We start from the raw sequence: 15,247 nt of genomic DNA, 5'->3' as shown, positions 1-15,247 counted from the left end.
CCTTACAGTTCAGCGACCAGTTTATCAACGATGTCGCTGTTAGCAGCTTCATCCACGGAACGTTCAATAATTTTCTCGGCACCAGCAATCGCCAATACGGCAACTTGCTTACGCAGCTCTTCACGAGCGCGTTTACGTTCGGCTTCAATTTCAGCCTGCGCCTGCGCCACAATCTTGTTACGTTCAACTTCCGCTTCAGCTTTCGCCTCATCCAGGATCTGAGCACGGCGTTTGTTCGCTTGCTCGATGATAACCTGAGCATCCGCTTTGGCTTTCTTCAGTTGATCTGTCGCATTGGCCTGAGCCAAGTTCAAATCTTTTTTGGCACGTTCAGCAGAAGCAAGACCGTCAGCAATTTCTTTCTGACGTTTCTCGATGGCTGCCATCATCGGCGGCCATACAAACTTCATGCAGAACCAGACAAACAGGACGAACGCAATGGCCTGGCCGAGGATTGTTGCATTAATATTCACAGCACAATGCCTCTTTCAAAGTTAAATAAGTTGATGTTTTAACCTCAGCAGAAAACATTCTGCTTAGGCCACCGCAAACATCACATACAGCCCCAGACCAACAGCGATCATTGGGATGGCGTCAACCAGACCCATGACGATAAAGAACTGTGTACGCAGTAAAGGAATCAGGTCAGGCTGACGAGCAGCACCTTCCAAGAATTTACCACCCAGAATGCCGATACCGATCGCAGCACCGATTGCCGCCAAACCCATCATTAACGCGGCAGCCATGTACAGCAGATCCACACTCAGGTTTTCCATGACAGTCTCCAGTTTGTTTCAGTTAAAAACGTTATTTGTTGAAAGAAAATCAATGCTCTTCAGATGCCATCGAGAGATAAACAACCGTCAGAACCATGAAAATAAAAGCCTGAAGCGTAATAATCAAAATGTGGAAAATAGCCCAAGGCACATTTAACAGCCATTGTGACCACCACGGCAACAGACCGGCAATCAGGATGAAGATCAACTCACCCGCATACATATTGCCAAACAGTCGCAAACCTAAGGAAATAGGTTTGGACAGCAGGCTGACACCTTCAAGAATCAGGTTAATAGGAATAAATACTGGATGGTTGAACGGCTGCATGGTCAGTTCTTTAACAAAACCACCGAGCCCCTTCATTTTGATGCTGTAGAACAGAACCAGGATAAACACCCCAAGCGCCATCGACAGCGTGATATTCACGTCAGCCGTCGGCACTGCACGCAGATAAGCATGCGCCGGATCGTATCCCAGCAGGCTGTAGATGCCCGCCCAAGCTTGCGGCAACAGATCGATAGGTAGCAGATCCATCAGGTTCATCAGGAAGACCCAGACGAAAATGGTCAGCGCCAGAGGAGCAATCAGTTTGCTTTTGCCATGGAACATATCGCGCACGGTGCCATCAACGAAACCAATAATCAGTTCGACAGCCGTTTGCAGTTTACCTGGCACACCGCTGGTTGCACGTTTCGCTACGCGGTGAAAGATAACCAGAAAGAGGACCCCAAGAGCGATGGAGAAAAACATCGAATCGACGTTGATCGACCAAAAACCCGTCCCGACCTGCAAATGCTGCAAGTGGTGACCGATATACTCTTGCGGAGTAGAGATTTCTCCAGCAGCCATGATGTCTCTTACCCTTTTGTTGTTAATTACGGTAACGATTAATTACGGCCGGTGCCACGATCTGCATAACCAGCACCGATAAATAAGTCAGGCCAAGCGGAAAGAATGCCGCTTTAAACACGCCTAACGCCACCACTAACAGTGCAATGGTGATAAATACCTTAAGCGCCTCGCCAATCGCGAATGACCAAGCCACACGCCCATCAGCAGGCTTGTGTGAATGATGACGTAAGGCAAACAGCACAAACAAGACATTCGGTAACCAGGCTGCTAACCCTCCACCTAATGCAGAAGCGGCAGCGTTGACGCTCTTGAGGCTGAAAACAGCGCTCAACAAAGCAAAAGTCACTAACTGTAGCAACAGCAGCCTTAAGGCCACTTTTCCACTGTAAAGGGATACAGGCATGACGTTTGCTCTCTCCGTACCTTTTCAGTGGTATACCGAATGACGTATAGAACTGCCTTTACACCACTGAGTCAAGCAGCAAAAAACGAGCAAATTATACGGGTCATACCTGCGAATTCAATCGATAAGTAGCGAAAAGGTGAACAATTATTTAAATTTCTTTCTGAAGCCCCATTTTTACTAACAATCATCCCTGATCACATCTGGTGTAATTAATTTCTAAAGCCATCTAATCTGTGATGCGACTCACATAAAAGGCTCTACGACTATTTATAACAGAACATGCTTTTTTTTGTCTTTAGCAAAAGAAGTCATTTATTTTATTTAACTTCAATAAGTTATAAAAATTTTCATTCAAAAAACGCAATAAACAACGTTTCAACCAGCTATTGACATTATTGATATCGTTTTTTTACTCAATTAACACAAAAATAACTAATTTTTGATGCCAATCATTTATTTTCGCTCGTTATTATTCAGCGCGAAAGCAAAAGGACGACGCTGAAAAAACGGAGATGTAAAATTTCAGTGATCGCGATGCGATCTGGATCGATGCCACCGATAAACAAGGTGGCAACCTGACACGCAATATTTAGTTATAATTTTTTTGATAAAAAACAAAATTAGTTTGGTTTAAGCACAACCAAATGGCGTTCACCTTCCAGATCGGGAACAGTTAAGCGAACGACCTGATCCAACAAAACACCGTGTGGTAACGATGACAATTCATCCTCTGGAAGGATGCCTTTTAGCGCATAAAACCGCCCTGTCGGTCTGGCTGGAAGATGGCTACACCAGTTAATCATATCTTGTAGAGAGGCGAATGCCCGACTAATCACCCCATCAAAAGGTGGCTCTGCTGGAAATGCTTCAACGCGACTCTGTACGGGAGTGATGTTTTCAAGCTGTAGCTCATGCTGTACCTGACGCAGAAAGCGTACACGTTTACCCAAACTATCCAGCAAAGTGAAATGCGACTCAGGACGAACAATTGCCAACGGAATCCCCGGTAATCCAGGCCCTGTTCCCACATCGATAAAACGCTGCCCGTGTAAATGCGGCTCAACCACGATGCTGTCCATGATATGGCGGACGAGCATTTGCTGCGGATCGCGTACCGACGTCAGGTTATAAGCTTTATTCCACTTATTCAGCATGTCAACATACTGTATCAGAAGATTTTTTTGCTTATCTGAAATCACAATGCCAGCCGCGTTTAGCAGATTATCGAGTGTGTTGCGCACAATAAGATCCCGATGAAAAATATGAAGTTAATAATAAAAATAGCCGGATAACCGGCTATTTAGGGGATAAGTTTACCGTAAATCAGGCACTACGGCGCAGCAAACCCTGCTTTTTAAGCCAGATCAGCAGAATGGAGATCGCCGCAGGCGTAATACCGGAAATCCGTGAAGCCTGGCCGATAGACGACGGTTTGTGATCGTTCAATTTGGCGATAACCTCATTGGACAATCCGCTAACCTGTTTGTACTCCAGATTGGCTGGCAGCAATGTATTTTCATTACGCAGCTGTTTCTCGATTTCATCCTGTTGACGAGCAATATACCCCTCGTATTTGACCTGAATTTCAACCTGTTCAGCAGCCTGCTCGTCGGTTAATCCCGGAGCGAACAGCGGTAGTGCAGTAAGCTGAACATAATCCACTTCTGGGCGACGCAGCAGCTCTTCACCATTCGCTTCACGGGACAGCGGCGTCTTTAACAGTGAGTTGATCTGGTCTAGCTGCTCAGATTGTGGATGAACGTGAATGTCACGCAAACGCTGACGCTCTTTCTCAATACTTTCAAGCTTCTCATTGAAATGAGCCCAACGACGGTCGTCGACCATACCCAGCTCACGACCGATTTCAGTCAAACGCAGATCGGCGTTATCTTCACGCAGCATCAGACGGTATTCAGCACGCGACGTAAACATACGGTAGGGTTCTTTTGTCCCCAGCGTACAGAGATCGTCAACCAACACGCCGAGATAGGCTTGATCGCGACGTGGTGACCAGCCTTCCTTGTCGGCAGCCAATCGAGCCGCATTCAGCCCTGCTAGCATGCCCTGTGCCGCGGCCTCTTCGTACCCTGTTGTGCCGTTGATCTGCCCGGCAAAGAACAGGCCATGAACAAATTTGTTTTCCAGCGTCGGCTTCAGATCGCGAGGATCGAAGAAATCGTACTCAATGGCATAGCCAGGTCGAACAATGCGCGCATTTTCCATACCCGTCATTGAACGAACTATCTGCCACTGAACGTCGAACGGTAAACTGGTTGAGATCCCGTTAGGATAAATTTCGTTGCTGGTCAGTCCTTCTGGCTCAAGAAAGATCTGATGCGTGTTTCGATCGGCAAAACGCATGACTTTGTCTTCGATCGAGGGACAATAGCGTGGGCCGATCCCTTCGATGATCCCAGCATACATCGGGCTACGATCCAGATTATTACGGATCACATCATGGGTTTTCTCATTGGTATGCGTGATATAGCACGGCATTTGCGCCGGATGCTGACTCGCGTTACCCAGGAATGAAAAAACCGGCATTGGGTTGTCACCGTGCTGTTGTGCGAGCACGCTAAAATCAATGGTCCTGGCATCAATACGTGGCGGCGTACCGGTTTTTAGGCGGTTGACGCGCAGAGGCAGTTCACGTAGACGGCGCGCGAGTGGAATGGAAGGCGGATCGCCTGCACGCCCACCGCTGTAGTTATCCAGCCCAATGTGAATCTTGCCGTCAAGAAAAGTACCTACCGTTAATACCACCGCTTTTGCACGAAATTTAAGTCCCATCTGGGTAACAGCACCGACGACGCGATCGTTTTCTACGATCAGATCGTCAACTGCCTGCTGGAAGATCGTGAGGTTTGGTTGGTTCTCCAACGCGGTGCGAACAGCCTGACGATAGAGCACGCGATCCGCTTGTGCGCGAGTGGCTCTGACCGCGGGGCCTTTACTGCTGTTTAGTATCCTAAACTGTATACCTGCCTGATCGACGGCGCGCGCCATCAACCCTCCCATGGCATCAATCTCTTTAACCAGATGGCCTTTTCCAATACCGCCGATCGCTGGATTACAAGACATTTGTCCTAGCGTATCAATATTGTGTGTGAGTAAAAGCGTCTGTTGGCCCATTCGCGCAGAGGCCATCGCCGCTTCTGTTCCGGCATGACCGCCACCGATCACGATGACGTCAAATGGATCTGGATAAAACATGGTACTGCTCCTCGCATGATTGCGAATGATGAGTGGTAAACGATCGTTATTTGCCCTGGGGTGGGAGATTCTACTCAACTTTGAGCCAACGACCAAGTCCGTTAGATCCTCGTTAATTAAAGAAAGATCTTTTTATTTAAAGATCTCTTTATTAGATCTCTTATTAGGATCGTCATGTTGTGTGGATAAGTGATAATTCATATTAAAGATCAAGAGAATGCTGATGATCCTTACCTGTGAATGATCGGTGATCCTAGTCAGTATAAGCTGGGATCTAAATGCGGGTTTATGCACAGGACAAAAAACATACTCGGGTTGTTATTGGGATAACTACGGCTTTTACACCTGAATTAAGCATAGTTATCCACATTCAACTGCTGAATATTTCATCTTATTTGAGTAAATTAACCCACGATCCTAGCCATTCTTCTGCTGGATCTTCTGGAATCTGATGTTGTGTGATGTCGATCTCGAGGATTTCACCGATCCGTTTAGCCCCTAACTGAGCAAGTACACGATCCGCCGTTTGGATCGCGCCACAGAACGTGTCGTATTCTTTACTTCCGATCCCCACTGCACCGAAACTCACCTGAGAAAGATCGGGCTTTTGCTGTTCCAACTGTTCAAACAGCGCTTTAAGGTTGTCTGGAAATTCCCCAGCACCGTGTGTAGACGTCACTACTAGCCATACACCGCTTTCAGGCAGTGCATCAAGCATGGGGCCATGAAGCGTTTCAGTGGAATAATCATCCTTTTCCAGCAGTTCAGCCAAATGCTCTGCCACATATTCGGCGCTGCCAAGGGTACTGCCACTGATTAAGGTAATGTCTGCCATAGCGATCCCATCTGATAAAAGACGGGACATTGTACGCTGTGATCTGGCTGGGATCTACCTGTGGATAATAGGGGTATAGGAAAAAAGTATTATGGCGCGATCGTCCGCATGATGGGGTTTTGCAGGGAGATTAACGTTTCAGTGGACTGAATTTCATCAATTGTTTGGATCTTGTTGATAAGCACATGTTGTAGTGCCTCGATTGAGCGGCACATGACCTTAATAAAGATGCTGTAATGCCCGGTGGTGTAATAGGCCTCGACCACTTCTTCAAGATTGTTCAGCTTCTCCAGCGCAGAGGGGTAGTCTTTAGCACTTTTCAGGATGATGCCGATAAAACAACATACGTCATAGCCCAGCTGTTTTGGATTCACATCCAAACGCGTGCCGATAATGATGCCCGCCTGTTTCATTTTTTCCACCCGAACGTGGATCGTTCCTGGGCTAACGGAAAATTGTTTTGCCAATTCGGCGTAAGGGGTGCGCGCATTTTCCATTAAGGCGGAAAGGATGCCGCGATCGAGATTATCGATCTGATAAATTTCTGCCACTTTGAACCTCCTATTTTATCGAATAATGATTTTATACCGCTATAAAATGACGGATTAAAAGCACAAGTGCAATTTATCCATAAGATTATTGAATGACTAGCGGTTTATATTGCTTAATGAATAACTAAATATGATGAATAAGAGACGCGGCAATGAAAAAACAGTACATCGAAAAACAGCAGCAAATCAGCTTCGTTAAGTCTTTCTTCTCCAGCCAACTGGAGCAGCTTCTGGGATTGATTGAAGTCCAGGCACCGATTCTTAGCCGTATCGGCGATGGTACGCAGGATAACTTGTCTGGTACGGAAAAAGCGGTACAGGTGAAGGTTAAAGCCCTGCCTGATGCCACATTTGAAGTGGTGCACTCATTGGCGAAGTGGAAACGTAAAACGCTGGGCGCGTATGATTTTAGCTTCGGCGAAGGTATCTATACCCACATGAAGGCGCTGCGCCCAGACGAAGATCGCCTGAGCCCGATCCATTCCGTTTATGTCGATCAATGGGATTGGGAGCGTGTGATGGGAGATGGCGAACGCAATGCCGAGTATCTGAAATCGACGGTGACGCGTATTTATCAAGGCATTAAAGCGACTGAGGCGGCAGTACACCAGGCGTTTGGCATTCAGCCGTTCCTACCGGAACAGATTCATTTTGTGCATACCGAAACGTTGCTGAAGCGCTATCCCGATCTGGATGCCAAAGGGCGTGAGCGAGCCATTGCTAAAGAGCTGGGTGCGGTCTTCCTGATTGGGATTGGCGGTAAGCTGTCCAGTGGGCAGTCTCACGATGTACGTGCACCAGATTATGATGACTGGACGACGCCAGGTGAGCAAGAACTGGCCGGTTTGAACGGTGATATCGTTGTATGGAACCCAGTTCTGAATGATGCGTTTGAAATTTCATCAATGGGCATTCGCGTGGATGCTGAGGCATTAACACGCCAGCTGGCGTTGACGCAGGATGAAGAACGCCTGAAGCTGGAATGGCATCAGGCGCTGCTGCGCGGTGAAATGCCGCAGACGATCGGTGGGGGAATCGGCCAGTCTCGCCTGGTCATGCTGTTGCTGCAACTGCCACACATTGGTCAGGTTCAGTGCGGCGTATGGCCACAATCGCTGCGAGAGTCGGTTTCCGGCCTGCTTTAATAAGCCTTGCCGTGCTGCCAACGGCGCATTAAGCGGCTTTTTAACCCGGTATCAAAGCGCCAGATATGGTCAAAGATGTGCATGATGCCGGGTTTGCCGTGATCGGACATCGCTACAGCATGAAAACGATGCTGTAGTTGTTTCTGACGGCTTTTCACCTTGTTCACGACCTCATCCGGCAACCGCTGGGCGATAAAATCTGAAATCACCACCGCATCGGCATCATGCCAGAGTGCGTCGTCCATCTTATCCAACAATGCTGACAGACAGGCGCTCATATCCGTGCCGCCACGGAAGGACTGGCTGAGAAAACGTATCGCCTGTTCTAAGCCATCCGCAGACGTGAGTTCGTATTTCACCACGCCAGTGGAAAACAGCATGATGTAGCAACGGCGATTGTCGGCGAGTGCGATACGCATCAGCGCCAGACAGAAAGCTTTGGCACAGCGTTCATTAAAGCCACCCATCGAGCCTGACGTATCAACGCAGACGATAAACGGGCCACGCGGCTGCTGTTCGTTTTGTTGATGCACCACTGGCCGCTCGGTGACCTTCTCGCGCCAGCTTTCACCTTGTAAGCGATAGGTCAGGAGTCGGTGTTCCAGCAGGCGACGATAAAATTCGTATTCCAGTTCACTGATACCCAGCGTGGCCAGCTCTGTCGGCATCAAACGCAGGATATCATCGCTCTGATGTACGCCACTTACCTGCTCAGGCACGGTGGCTGGTTCCCGTACGTTTACTCTGAAGGCTTCTTGTGGTGCTTCCTGAGTCAGGACGGATTTGGTCTCCCGGCTGCGCCCCAGACGTTCCGCCAGTTTTTGCAATGCAGGCTGACGTTGCAGGAAAGCCCCGAAATCCAGTAATGGGCGGGGATCGGTGTGGATGCGCTGTGCTGCGCTAAGATCCCAAAGTCGTCCAGCTGCACTTTCATTCTCTGCCAAAATCGGTTCGAGCTTGCCGCTGAGGGTCAGACGCTGTTGCAATTCATCCAGCAGGATTTCCCGCTCTTGATCCATCAATTGCTGATGTAGTGAAACGGTTTGCAATGTCAGGCTCAGCCGCCAGTTCTGAAGAAAGAGCGCGTGGAGCCCACTCGTTATTTTCTGCCCTAAGGTTCGCTCTGGAGAGGCCATAAGCTGTGAGGCCAGTGTCAGAAACGGTGATTCCACGGTGTTCAGCGTATCCATAATCGCAGGCAGGCGTGTCTGAAAAGCCTGGTTGTCGATTGATTGTGAACGTTGGTAGCAGCTAAATTCCCTTTCCAACTCTGGCGGAACTTGCGTGGTACGCAGGCGCTGCTTTAAGGTTTCTTTCCAGTGAGGAAGATCGTTGAGTAACGCGGGCTTCAGGCTAGGATATTTTTCAAAGAAGAAAGCGAGCTGGGGCGTCGCCAGCAGCGTAACGACAAGATCGTCCAACAGTTCGTTTTCATCAATAGACAGCAGCATCTCCAGTGATTCCAGCGTGATCATCGGCGTTAGTCCTGTTGCTCTGATTGCTGGATCTGCTCGGCAACCTGTTGCAGGCTGGCTTCTATTTTAGCGAGCCACTCTGCGGGGACGAACAGACAAGGCTGATGCTGGCTAAATAAGCGGCGCTGTTCGCGCAGTTGCAGCTTCAGCTTTTCATATTCATCGATAATGTTGGCAGGCAGCGCACCGTCGCGTTTTTCCGGCAGAGAAAGAATGGAGGATTGCAGGCTGATATCGCGGATAGTCAGATGCTGACGATCGTCCACCAGCAGATCGAGACGTTGGGTAAAACCGATGCCGTTGAGTTTACCCCGGATTTCCCCGCCTTTTTGCAGCCAACCTTGCAGAGCATTTTTCTCGATGATCAGGTGGTTGACTTCAATATCATGCAAGATCAACGGGCGTTGCAGCACCAGATCCAGCGTTTCAGTGACAATCGTGTCAGGTAACGTGTAATGGAATTTCCGGCCAAGGAAGTGCCCCTGTTTCTCTACCGAAAATGCCTGTAATTCACTTTGCTCACGCTGGTATTGCTGGCGTTTGGTATTCACCTGCTGAAGACGGAACAGCAGGCTTTTTTGTTGATAGGCGTGCTCAGTAATTAGTAGCTCAAGCTGGCGTTCGATGAGCATCAGCGTACTTTGGTCATGCCAGAGACAGTCTTTCAGCAGAATAATATCAACCGGTGTAATGGCATCTCGGCCGCAGAAAAACGCGCTGGCCTGAAGTAGACGCAAGGCTTTCTTCCATCGTCGATCGGAAATATAGGGCGCTTGTTCCAGTGCATCAAGCTGCTGGCGTAGCGTGTAAATCAGCTCGAAGCCGGCTTCCGGCAGCGCGATATGCTCAATGTCTTTCTGCCACTGTTGGTACTCTTCATCGCTGACGCTGAGAGCGGGTGGTACGGGATTATCGCGATCGCTGCTGGTATTCACGAGCAGTGCGCGGAAATTCTGTTTTTCCTGCACGCGATCGAGCCATAGACGGATGAGCATCCGGTCGTAGAGCGCTTCCAGACCGCCATCCGCCTCCGGTAGTTCATTCGAGGCCGCGACCAGTAGGCGCATGGGGATCGTGTCTTCGCTGTTGCCATTGCGGAAACGTCGTTCGTTAATGGCCGTCAGTAGCGTGTTCAAAATCGCGGGGCCTGCTTTCCAAATTTCGTCCAGAAAGACGATTTCAGCTTCTGGCAGATAACCGGCGGTCAGGCGCTGGTAGCGGCCTTCGTCTTTTAACGCCTGAATGGACAGCGGGCCGAACACTTCTTCCGGGGTAGAAAAGCGGGTCATCAGGTATTCAAATGCGTTCGCATGACGAAAAGCGAATTTAAGACGCCGAGCTATCATGCTTTTGGCTATCCCGGGTGGCCCTAGCAGAAATACGCTTTCTCCGCTTAGCGCAGCCAGTAGACAGAGGCGAATGGCGTGCTGCCTTTCGTAAAGCCCATGTTCTAGCGCATGGCTGAGGCGAGAAATTCTTTCAGCCAATGCCGCAGTTTGACGCATAATTAATCCGTTAGTCCCATGATGTGATGTACTGAAATCGTTTATTTTTGAATCCGACTGCTTGGCTGAAAGTGGTGTCTAAGAAAAAACTTACTTTCAGAAAGACAATAGTAATAATAAACGGCAGATCACAGATTTTTATTAGAATACTTTTACGGATTATTACACCCTAACGGGGTGAGTAAGCAATAAATCACCCTTTACAGGATGTTTCTTGAGCAGGCGAACCGCACAATAAAAATGGGTTTTTACCCTGATTTGTGCATACTGTGCGCTTTTGGACGAGTTGCTGTGAATGACGCGCTTCACGGACTGATTAATAACAGAAGATAGGTTTATGAGCTCAGAACATAAACGTTCGCTTCCGGCTGTCACGCTGGCGGCCATCGGGGTGGTTTATGGAGATATAGGAACCAGCCCTCTTTATACGTTAAGGGAATGTTTATCAGGGCAGTTTGGTTTTGGGGTCGAGCCTGATTCGGTCTTTGGCTTTCTTTCACTGATCTTTTGGTTATTGGTTCTTGTTGTTTCGCTGAAATACCTGACCTATGTGATGCGTGCCGATAACGCAGGCGAAGGTGGCATTCTGACATTAATGTCGCTAGCTGGGCGTAATACCTCCGATCGCATGACATCCGTCCTGGTTATCATGGGATTGATTGGCGGCAGCTTCTTTTATGGGGAAGTCGTCATCACGCCAGCCATCTCGGTGATGTCGGCAATGGAAGGGTTGGAAATCGCCGCACCGTCGATGGACAGCTATATCGTTCCGCTATCGATTGTCGTCCTGACATTACTGTTTATTATTCAAAAACACGGTACGGGTAGCGTCGGCAAGCTGTTTGCGCCTGTGATGCTGATTTGGTTTTTGACGCTCGGCATACTGGGGGCTCGCAGTATTATCGCTAACCCCGAAGTCTTGCAGGCGTTGAATCCGATGTACGCTGTGCGTTTCTTTATCGAATATAAAGCGGTGTCGTTCTTCGCGTTGGGTGCCGTGGTGTTGGCCATTACCGGGGTCGAGGCGCTGTATGCCGATATGGGCCACTTTGGTAAATTTCCGATTCGTCTGGCGTGGTTTACGGTGGTGCTGCCGTCGCTGGTATTAAATTACTTTGGGCAGGGCGCGTTGCTGTTGAAGAACTCGGAAGCGATCAAGAATCCGTTCTTCCTGCTGGCGCCAGATTGGGCGCTGATCCCATTGATGATATTGGCCACGCTGGCGACAATCATTGCCTCGCAGGCGGTGATTTCCGGTGTGTTCTCCTTGACCCGTCAGGCGGTGCGGCTGGGCTATTTGCCGCCGATGCGTATCGTACACACATCAGATATGGAATCCGGCCAGATTTATATTCCCGCCATTAACTGGATGCTGTATATCGCTGTCGTCATTGTGATTGTCAGCTTTGAGCATTCGAGCAATCTGGCTGCGGCTTACGGGATTGCAGTAACGGGCACGATGGTGATTACCAGCATTCTGTTCTATACGGTCGCGGTGAAGAACTGGCTCTGGAATCGCTATCTGGCATGGGTGTTGCTGGCGGGTCTGCTGCTGATTGACGTGCCAATGTTTTTGGCAAACGTGGTCAAGATCCTCTCTGGTGGCTGGCTACCGCTAGCGCTGGGTATGGTGATGTTTATCATCATGACGACGTGGAAAAGTGAGCGCTTCAGGTTACTGCGCCGGTTGCATGAGCATGGTAACTCGCTGGATGCCATGATTGCGTCACTGGAGAAAACGCCGCCGACGCGTGTGCCAGGGACTGCCGTGTATTTCTCGCGTGCGACTCGCGTGATCCCGTTCGCGTTACTGCATAACCTTAAGCACAATAAAATCCTGCACGAGCGCGTGGTGCTGTTGACCATGAGAACGGAGGATGCGCCCTATGTATTGAACGCGCGCCGCGTGACGGTTGAACCGCTTTCGCCGACGTTTTGGCGCGTGATCGCTAACTATGGCTGGCGTGAAACACCGGATGTGGAAGAGGTGTTTCAGCGCTGTTGGCAGGACGGGTTAACCTGCCAAATGATGGAAACGTCTTTCTTTATGTCCAATGAGTCGCTGATTATCGGTGAACGCCCGTGGTATCTGCGTTTGCGCGGTAAGCTATTCATGATGCTCAGCAGAAATGCGCTGCGAGCGGCGGATCAGTTTGAAATACCGCCGAATAGGCTGATTGAGCTAGGGATACAGGTCGAGATTTAAGTGATCCTACGATTAGGGCGCTATGTTGGGATAAGATCGAGATATACGGTCGACCACGGGGCGAGGCGTCCCTGCGGGAACCTCATCCCCGTGTTTCCCTAATAACAAGCAGCGAGTTGCTGCCTGTTGGGGAAGCCATATTGCTCAGTGCGTTAACGTATAGATAGAGAGAATAATAGTTACCAATTCACCGACACAATCAGCCCGCCTTCGGGCTGGTTGGTGAACGTGACCCGCATCTTGTGCAGCGTGGCGATGTTGTTCACGATGGAAATCCCCAGACCGCTGCCGGATTTTTCCTGTCCTGGTGGACGATAAAAACGCTCGCCGATTCTTGCCCGCGCCTCCTCGCTGATACCCGGTCCATTATCGACAACGTTGAAGCCGCGCTCTGTCAGCGTCAGATTGACCGTTCCCCCCGCATTGCTGTAGCGAATGGCGTTATCCAACAGATTGCGCACCAGCAGCGTCAGTAGCAGCGGATGACCCTGTCGGATAACTACGGTGTCCGGTAAATCCAGCGTCAGTTCGATACCCGCAGTTTGCGCCGTGTAGTAGTGTGCGATCACTGCCTGTTGCAGTAAGTCATTAAGTTGAACGGGCAGCATACCTTCGGGGGACGATTCGGCATCCAGCCGCGACAGCGTCAGAAGTTGATCCACCAGCCGGGTGGCGCGATCGATTCCTTTATCCAGATTAATCAATGCATGGCGACGCATGGCTTCATCGTCATGCGCCAACTGCGCGACTTCGGTTTGAACTTTCAGCGCCGCCAGTGGACTACGCAATTCATGAGCGGCATCGGAGGTAAAACGGCGTTCACGAATCAACATATCGCTGATGCGGGAAAATAGGAGATTCAGTGCGTTGACCAGTGGGCGGACTTCCTGTGGGATAGGCTGTGTCGCAAGCGGTGTGCTTTCGTCGGGGGAGCGTAACTGAAGCTCAGCGGCAATCTGTTTTAGCGGTGAGAGTTCACGCGTTACCAGCCAGAACAGCAGCGCCAGCATGATCGGCAGCGCAAATAGCCAGGGCATCAGGTTGGTTTTTACAATATCCAGCGTCATATCCTGACGGTATTCCCATTCCTGTCCGACAGCGATCACGTAACGATCATCTGCCGTCGTTAACCAGACGATGCGCCATGCGTCACTGTCATCACGCAATTTGCCGTCGGTAAAGCCGTTTCGCTGGTAATCAAAAATGAAATCTTTGCCGTTCTCACCATCATTCAACACCATCTTCCCGTCGCGAGTAAAAATGGCAAAGGCTAGGGCATCGTCGTCCTGCTTGCCTCGATCCTTATGTACCAGACTTTTGGTTTTGGGCAGAGAAGTCGACTGAATTCGCAATTCATCGGGGTTCATCGTGGCAAGACGTTTGGCAAACAGCATTTGCTGGGTATCAAATAACTCATTGATGTTATGACGCGTTTGAGACCATGAAAGCAGACTGGCTACGCCCCAGCACACCACTGTTAGCAGCGTAAAGCCCGCAACCAGACGTAAACGCAGGCTGAGTCGGTTCATGGCGCATCCCCCAAAATATAGCCAATGCCATGCACGGTACGGATAAACCCGCCACCCAGCTTTTTGCGCAGGTGGTGGATATGCACTTCTACCGCATTGCTGGAGACATCATCGTCCCACCCATAGAGTTTTTCTTCCAACTGCGCGCGTGTGAGCACGCGATTCGGGTTCAGTAGAAACAGTTCCAGCAGTGCCAGTTCGCGCGATTTTAATATCAGCGGTTCATTGTTAAGCGTGACGCTCCGTGAGCTTGGTTCAAGGGAAACGGCACCGTGTGTTAATGAAGGTTGCAGTTGACCGTGGCGGCGGCGAATCAGTGCCTGAAGACGAGCGGCAACTTCTGTCAGCGCAAAGGGTTTACATAAATAATCATCGGCACCCTGTTGCAATCCTTCCACCCGCTGCTCCAGCGCATCGCGGGCGGTCAAAACCAGCACCGGTTCGTCGTTCCCTGCTTGACGCCACTGGCGCAGAATATCCATCCCGTCCATGCCCGGCAGGCTGAGATCGAGCACAACCGCATCATAGGGGGCAGCTTTTAATGCAGCGGCACCCGCTTTACCTTCCAGAAACCAATCGATATTAAAGCCCAGTTTGGTCAACCCAGCTTTTAGGCCATCACCGATTAGGCGATCGTCTTCGATTAACAATATTCTCATGGCTGCCTCGCATTTGCGCCTTTTCCGGTTTTATACGAAATCGTTGGGCAACGTGTACAGGACAAATCGCTGAAATCGGGCGATTTCGGCAATA

The 15,247-nt window shown here is 49.8% G+C and carries 14 protein-coding genes; 2 read left to right on the top strand and 12 right to left on the bottom strand.

Annotated elements, in window-relative coordinates; all coding sequences use genetic code 11:
- Positions 1–2 precede the first annotated feature (2 nt).
- The 8 genes from atpF to asnC all read right to left on the bottom strand — a co-directional run bounded on the left by atpF (position 3) and on the right by asnC (position 6,580).
- Positions 3–473, bottom strand: a complete 471-nt coding sequence (gene atpF / locus AACH44_RS20860; protein ID WP_261847343.1) for a F0F1 ATP synthase subunit B — start codon at positions 471–473, stop codon at positions 3–5.
- A gap of 63 nt (positions 474–536) precedes the next feature.
- Positions 537–776 carry a F0F1 ATP synthase subunit C gene (gene atpE, locus AACH44_RS20855; protein ID WP_005976545.1) on the bottom strand — a complete coding sequence of 80 codons (240 nt, stop codon included), beginning with the start codon at positions 774–776 and terminating at the stop codon, positions 537–539.
- A 49-nt stretch (positions 777–825) separates the two neighbouring features.
- A complete protein-coding gene (atpB, locus tag AACH44_RS20850; RefSeq protein ID WP_161530280.1) occupies positions 826–1,626 on the bottom strand; it encodes a F0F1 ATP synthase subunit A in 801 nt (266 codons plus the stop codon).
- Between the two features lie 22 nt (positions 1,627–1,648).
- Positions 1,649–2,032 carry a F0F1 ATP synthase subunit I gene (gene atpI / locus AACH44_RS20845; protein ID WP_261847342.1) on the bottom strand — a complete coding sequence of 128 codons (384 nt, stop codon included), beginning with the start codon at positions 2,030–2,032 and terminating at the stop codon, positions 1,649–1,651.
- A 623-nt stretch (positions 2,033–2,655) separates the two neighbouring features.
- Positions 2,656–3,276 (bottom strand): 16S rRNA (guanine(527)-N(7))-methyltransferase RsmG, encoded by a 621-nt coding sequence (gene rsmG, locus AACH44_RS20840; protein ID WP_261847341.1) that lies wholly within the window; start codon positions 3,274–3,276, stop codon positions 2,656–2,658.
- An 82-nt stretch (positions 3,277–3,358) separates the two neighbouring features.
- Positions 3,359–5,248 carry a tRNA uridine-5-carboxymethylaminomethyl(34) synthesis enzyme MnmG gene (mnmG, locus tag AACH44_RS20835; protein WP_261847340.1) on the bottom strand — a complete coding sequence of 630 codons (1,890 nt, stop codon included), beginning with the start codon at positions 5,246–5,248 and terminating at the stop codon, positions 3,359–3,361.
- 391 nt (positions 5,249–5,639) lie between these two features.
- Positions 5,640–6,083: an FMN-binding protein MioC gene (gene mioC / locus AACH44_RS20830; protein WP_261847339.1), complete on the bottom strand. Its 444-nt coding sequence runs from the start codon at positions 6,081–6,083 to the stop codon at positions 5,640–5,642.
- An 89-nt stretch (positions 6,084–6,172) separates the two neighbouring features.
- A complete protein-coding gene (gene asnC, locus AACH44_RS20825) occupies positions 6,173–6,580 on the bottom strand; it encodes a transcriptional regulator AsnC (RefSeq protein ID WP_231566893.1) in 408 nt (135 codons plus the stop codon).
- A gap of 206 nt (positions 6,581–6,786) precedes the next feature.
- Here asnC and asnA point away from each other — a divergent pair, with 206 nt between their 5' ends.
- Positions 6,787–7,779 carry an aspartate--ammonia ligase gene (asnA, locus tag AACH44_RS20820; protein WP_261847338.1) on the top strand — a complete coding sequence of 331 codons (993 nt, stop codon included), beginning with the start codon at positions 6,787–6,789 and terminating at the stop codon, positions 7,777–7,779.
- Here asnA and viaA read toward each other — a convergent pair.
- Positions 7,776–9,254, bottom strand: coding sequence for an ATPase RavA stimulator ViaA (gene viaA, locus AACH44_RS20815; RefSeq protein WP_261847337.1), 1,479 nt, complete (start codon positions 9,252–9,254; stop codon positions 7,776–7,778). The two genes, asnA and viaA, sit on opposite strands and share 4 nt — an antisense overlap.
- A gap of 5 nt (positions 9,255–9,259) precedes the next feature.
- Entirely contained in the window at positions 9,260–10,759 is a 1,500-nt protein-coding gene (gene ravA / locus AACH44_RS20810; protein WP_261847336.1) for an ATPase RavA, read from the bottom strand.
- A gap of 337 nt (positions 10,760–11,096) precedes the next feature.
- Here ravA and kup point away from each other — a divergent pair, with 337 nt between their 5' ends.
- The gene (kup, locus tag AACH44_RS20805; RefSeq protein WP_261847335.1) at positions 11,097–12,965 is read left to right on the top strand and encodes a low affinity potassium transporter Kup; all 1,869 of its coding nucleotides are present in this window, start codon (positions 11,097–11,099) and stop codon (positions 12,963–12,965) included.
- Between the two features lie 179 nt (positions 12,966–13,144).
- Here kup and qseC read toward each other — a convergent pair whose 3' ends face one another.
- Both qseC and qseB read right to left on the bottom strand, forming a co-directional pair.
- On the bottom strand, positions 13,145–14,494 hold the full coding sequence (gene qseC / locus AACH44_RS20800) for a quorum sensing histidine kinase QseC (RefSeq protein WP_261847334.1): 1,350 nt from the start codon (positions 14,492–14,494) through the stop codon (positions 13,145–13,147).
- Positions 14,491–15,153, bottom strand: coding sequence for a quorum sensing response regulator transcription factor QseB (qseB, locus tag AACH44_RS20795; protein WP_261847333.1), 663 nt, complete (start codon positions 15,151–15,153; stop codon positions 14,491–14,493). The genes qseC and qseB overlap by 4 nt, the downstream gene beginning before the upstream one ends.
- Positions 15,154–15,247: the final 94 nt, after the last annotated feature.

The sequence above is a fragment of the Pectobacterium araliae genome (assembly GCF_037076465.1).
Lineage (GTDB): Bacteria > Pseudomonadota > Gammaproteobacteria > Enterobacterales > Enterobacteriaceae > Pectobacterium > Pectobacterium araliae.
Note: the sequence above shows the minus strand (reverse complement) of the source record. Positions and strands in the feature narration are given on the sequence as shown.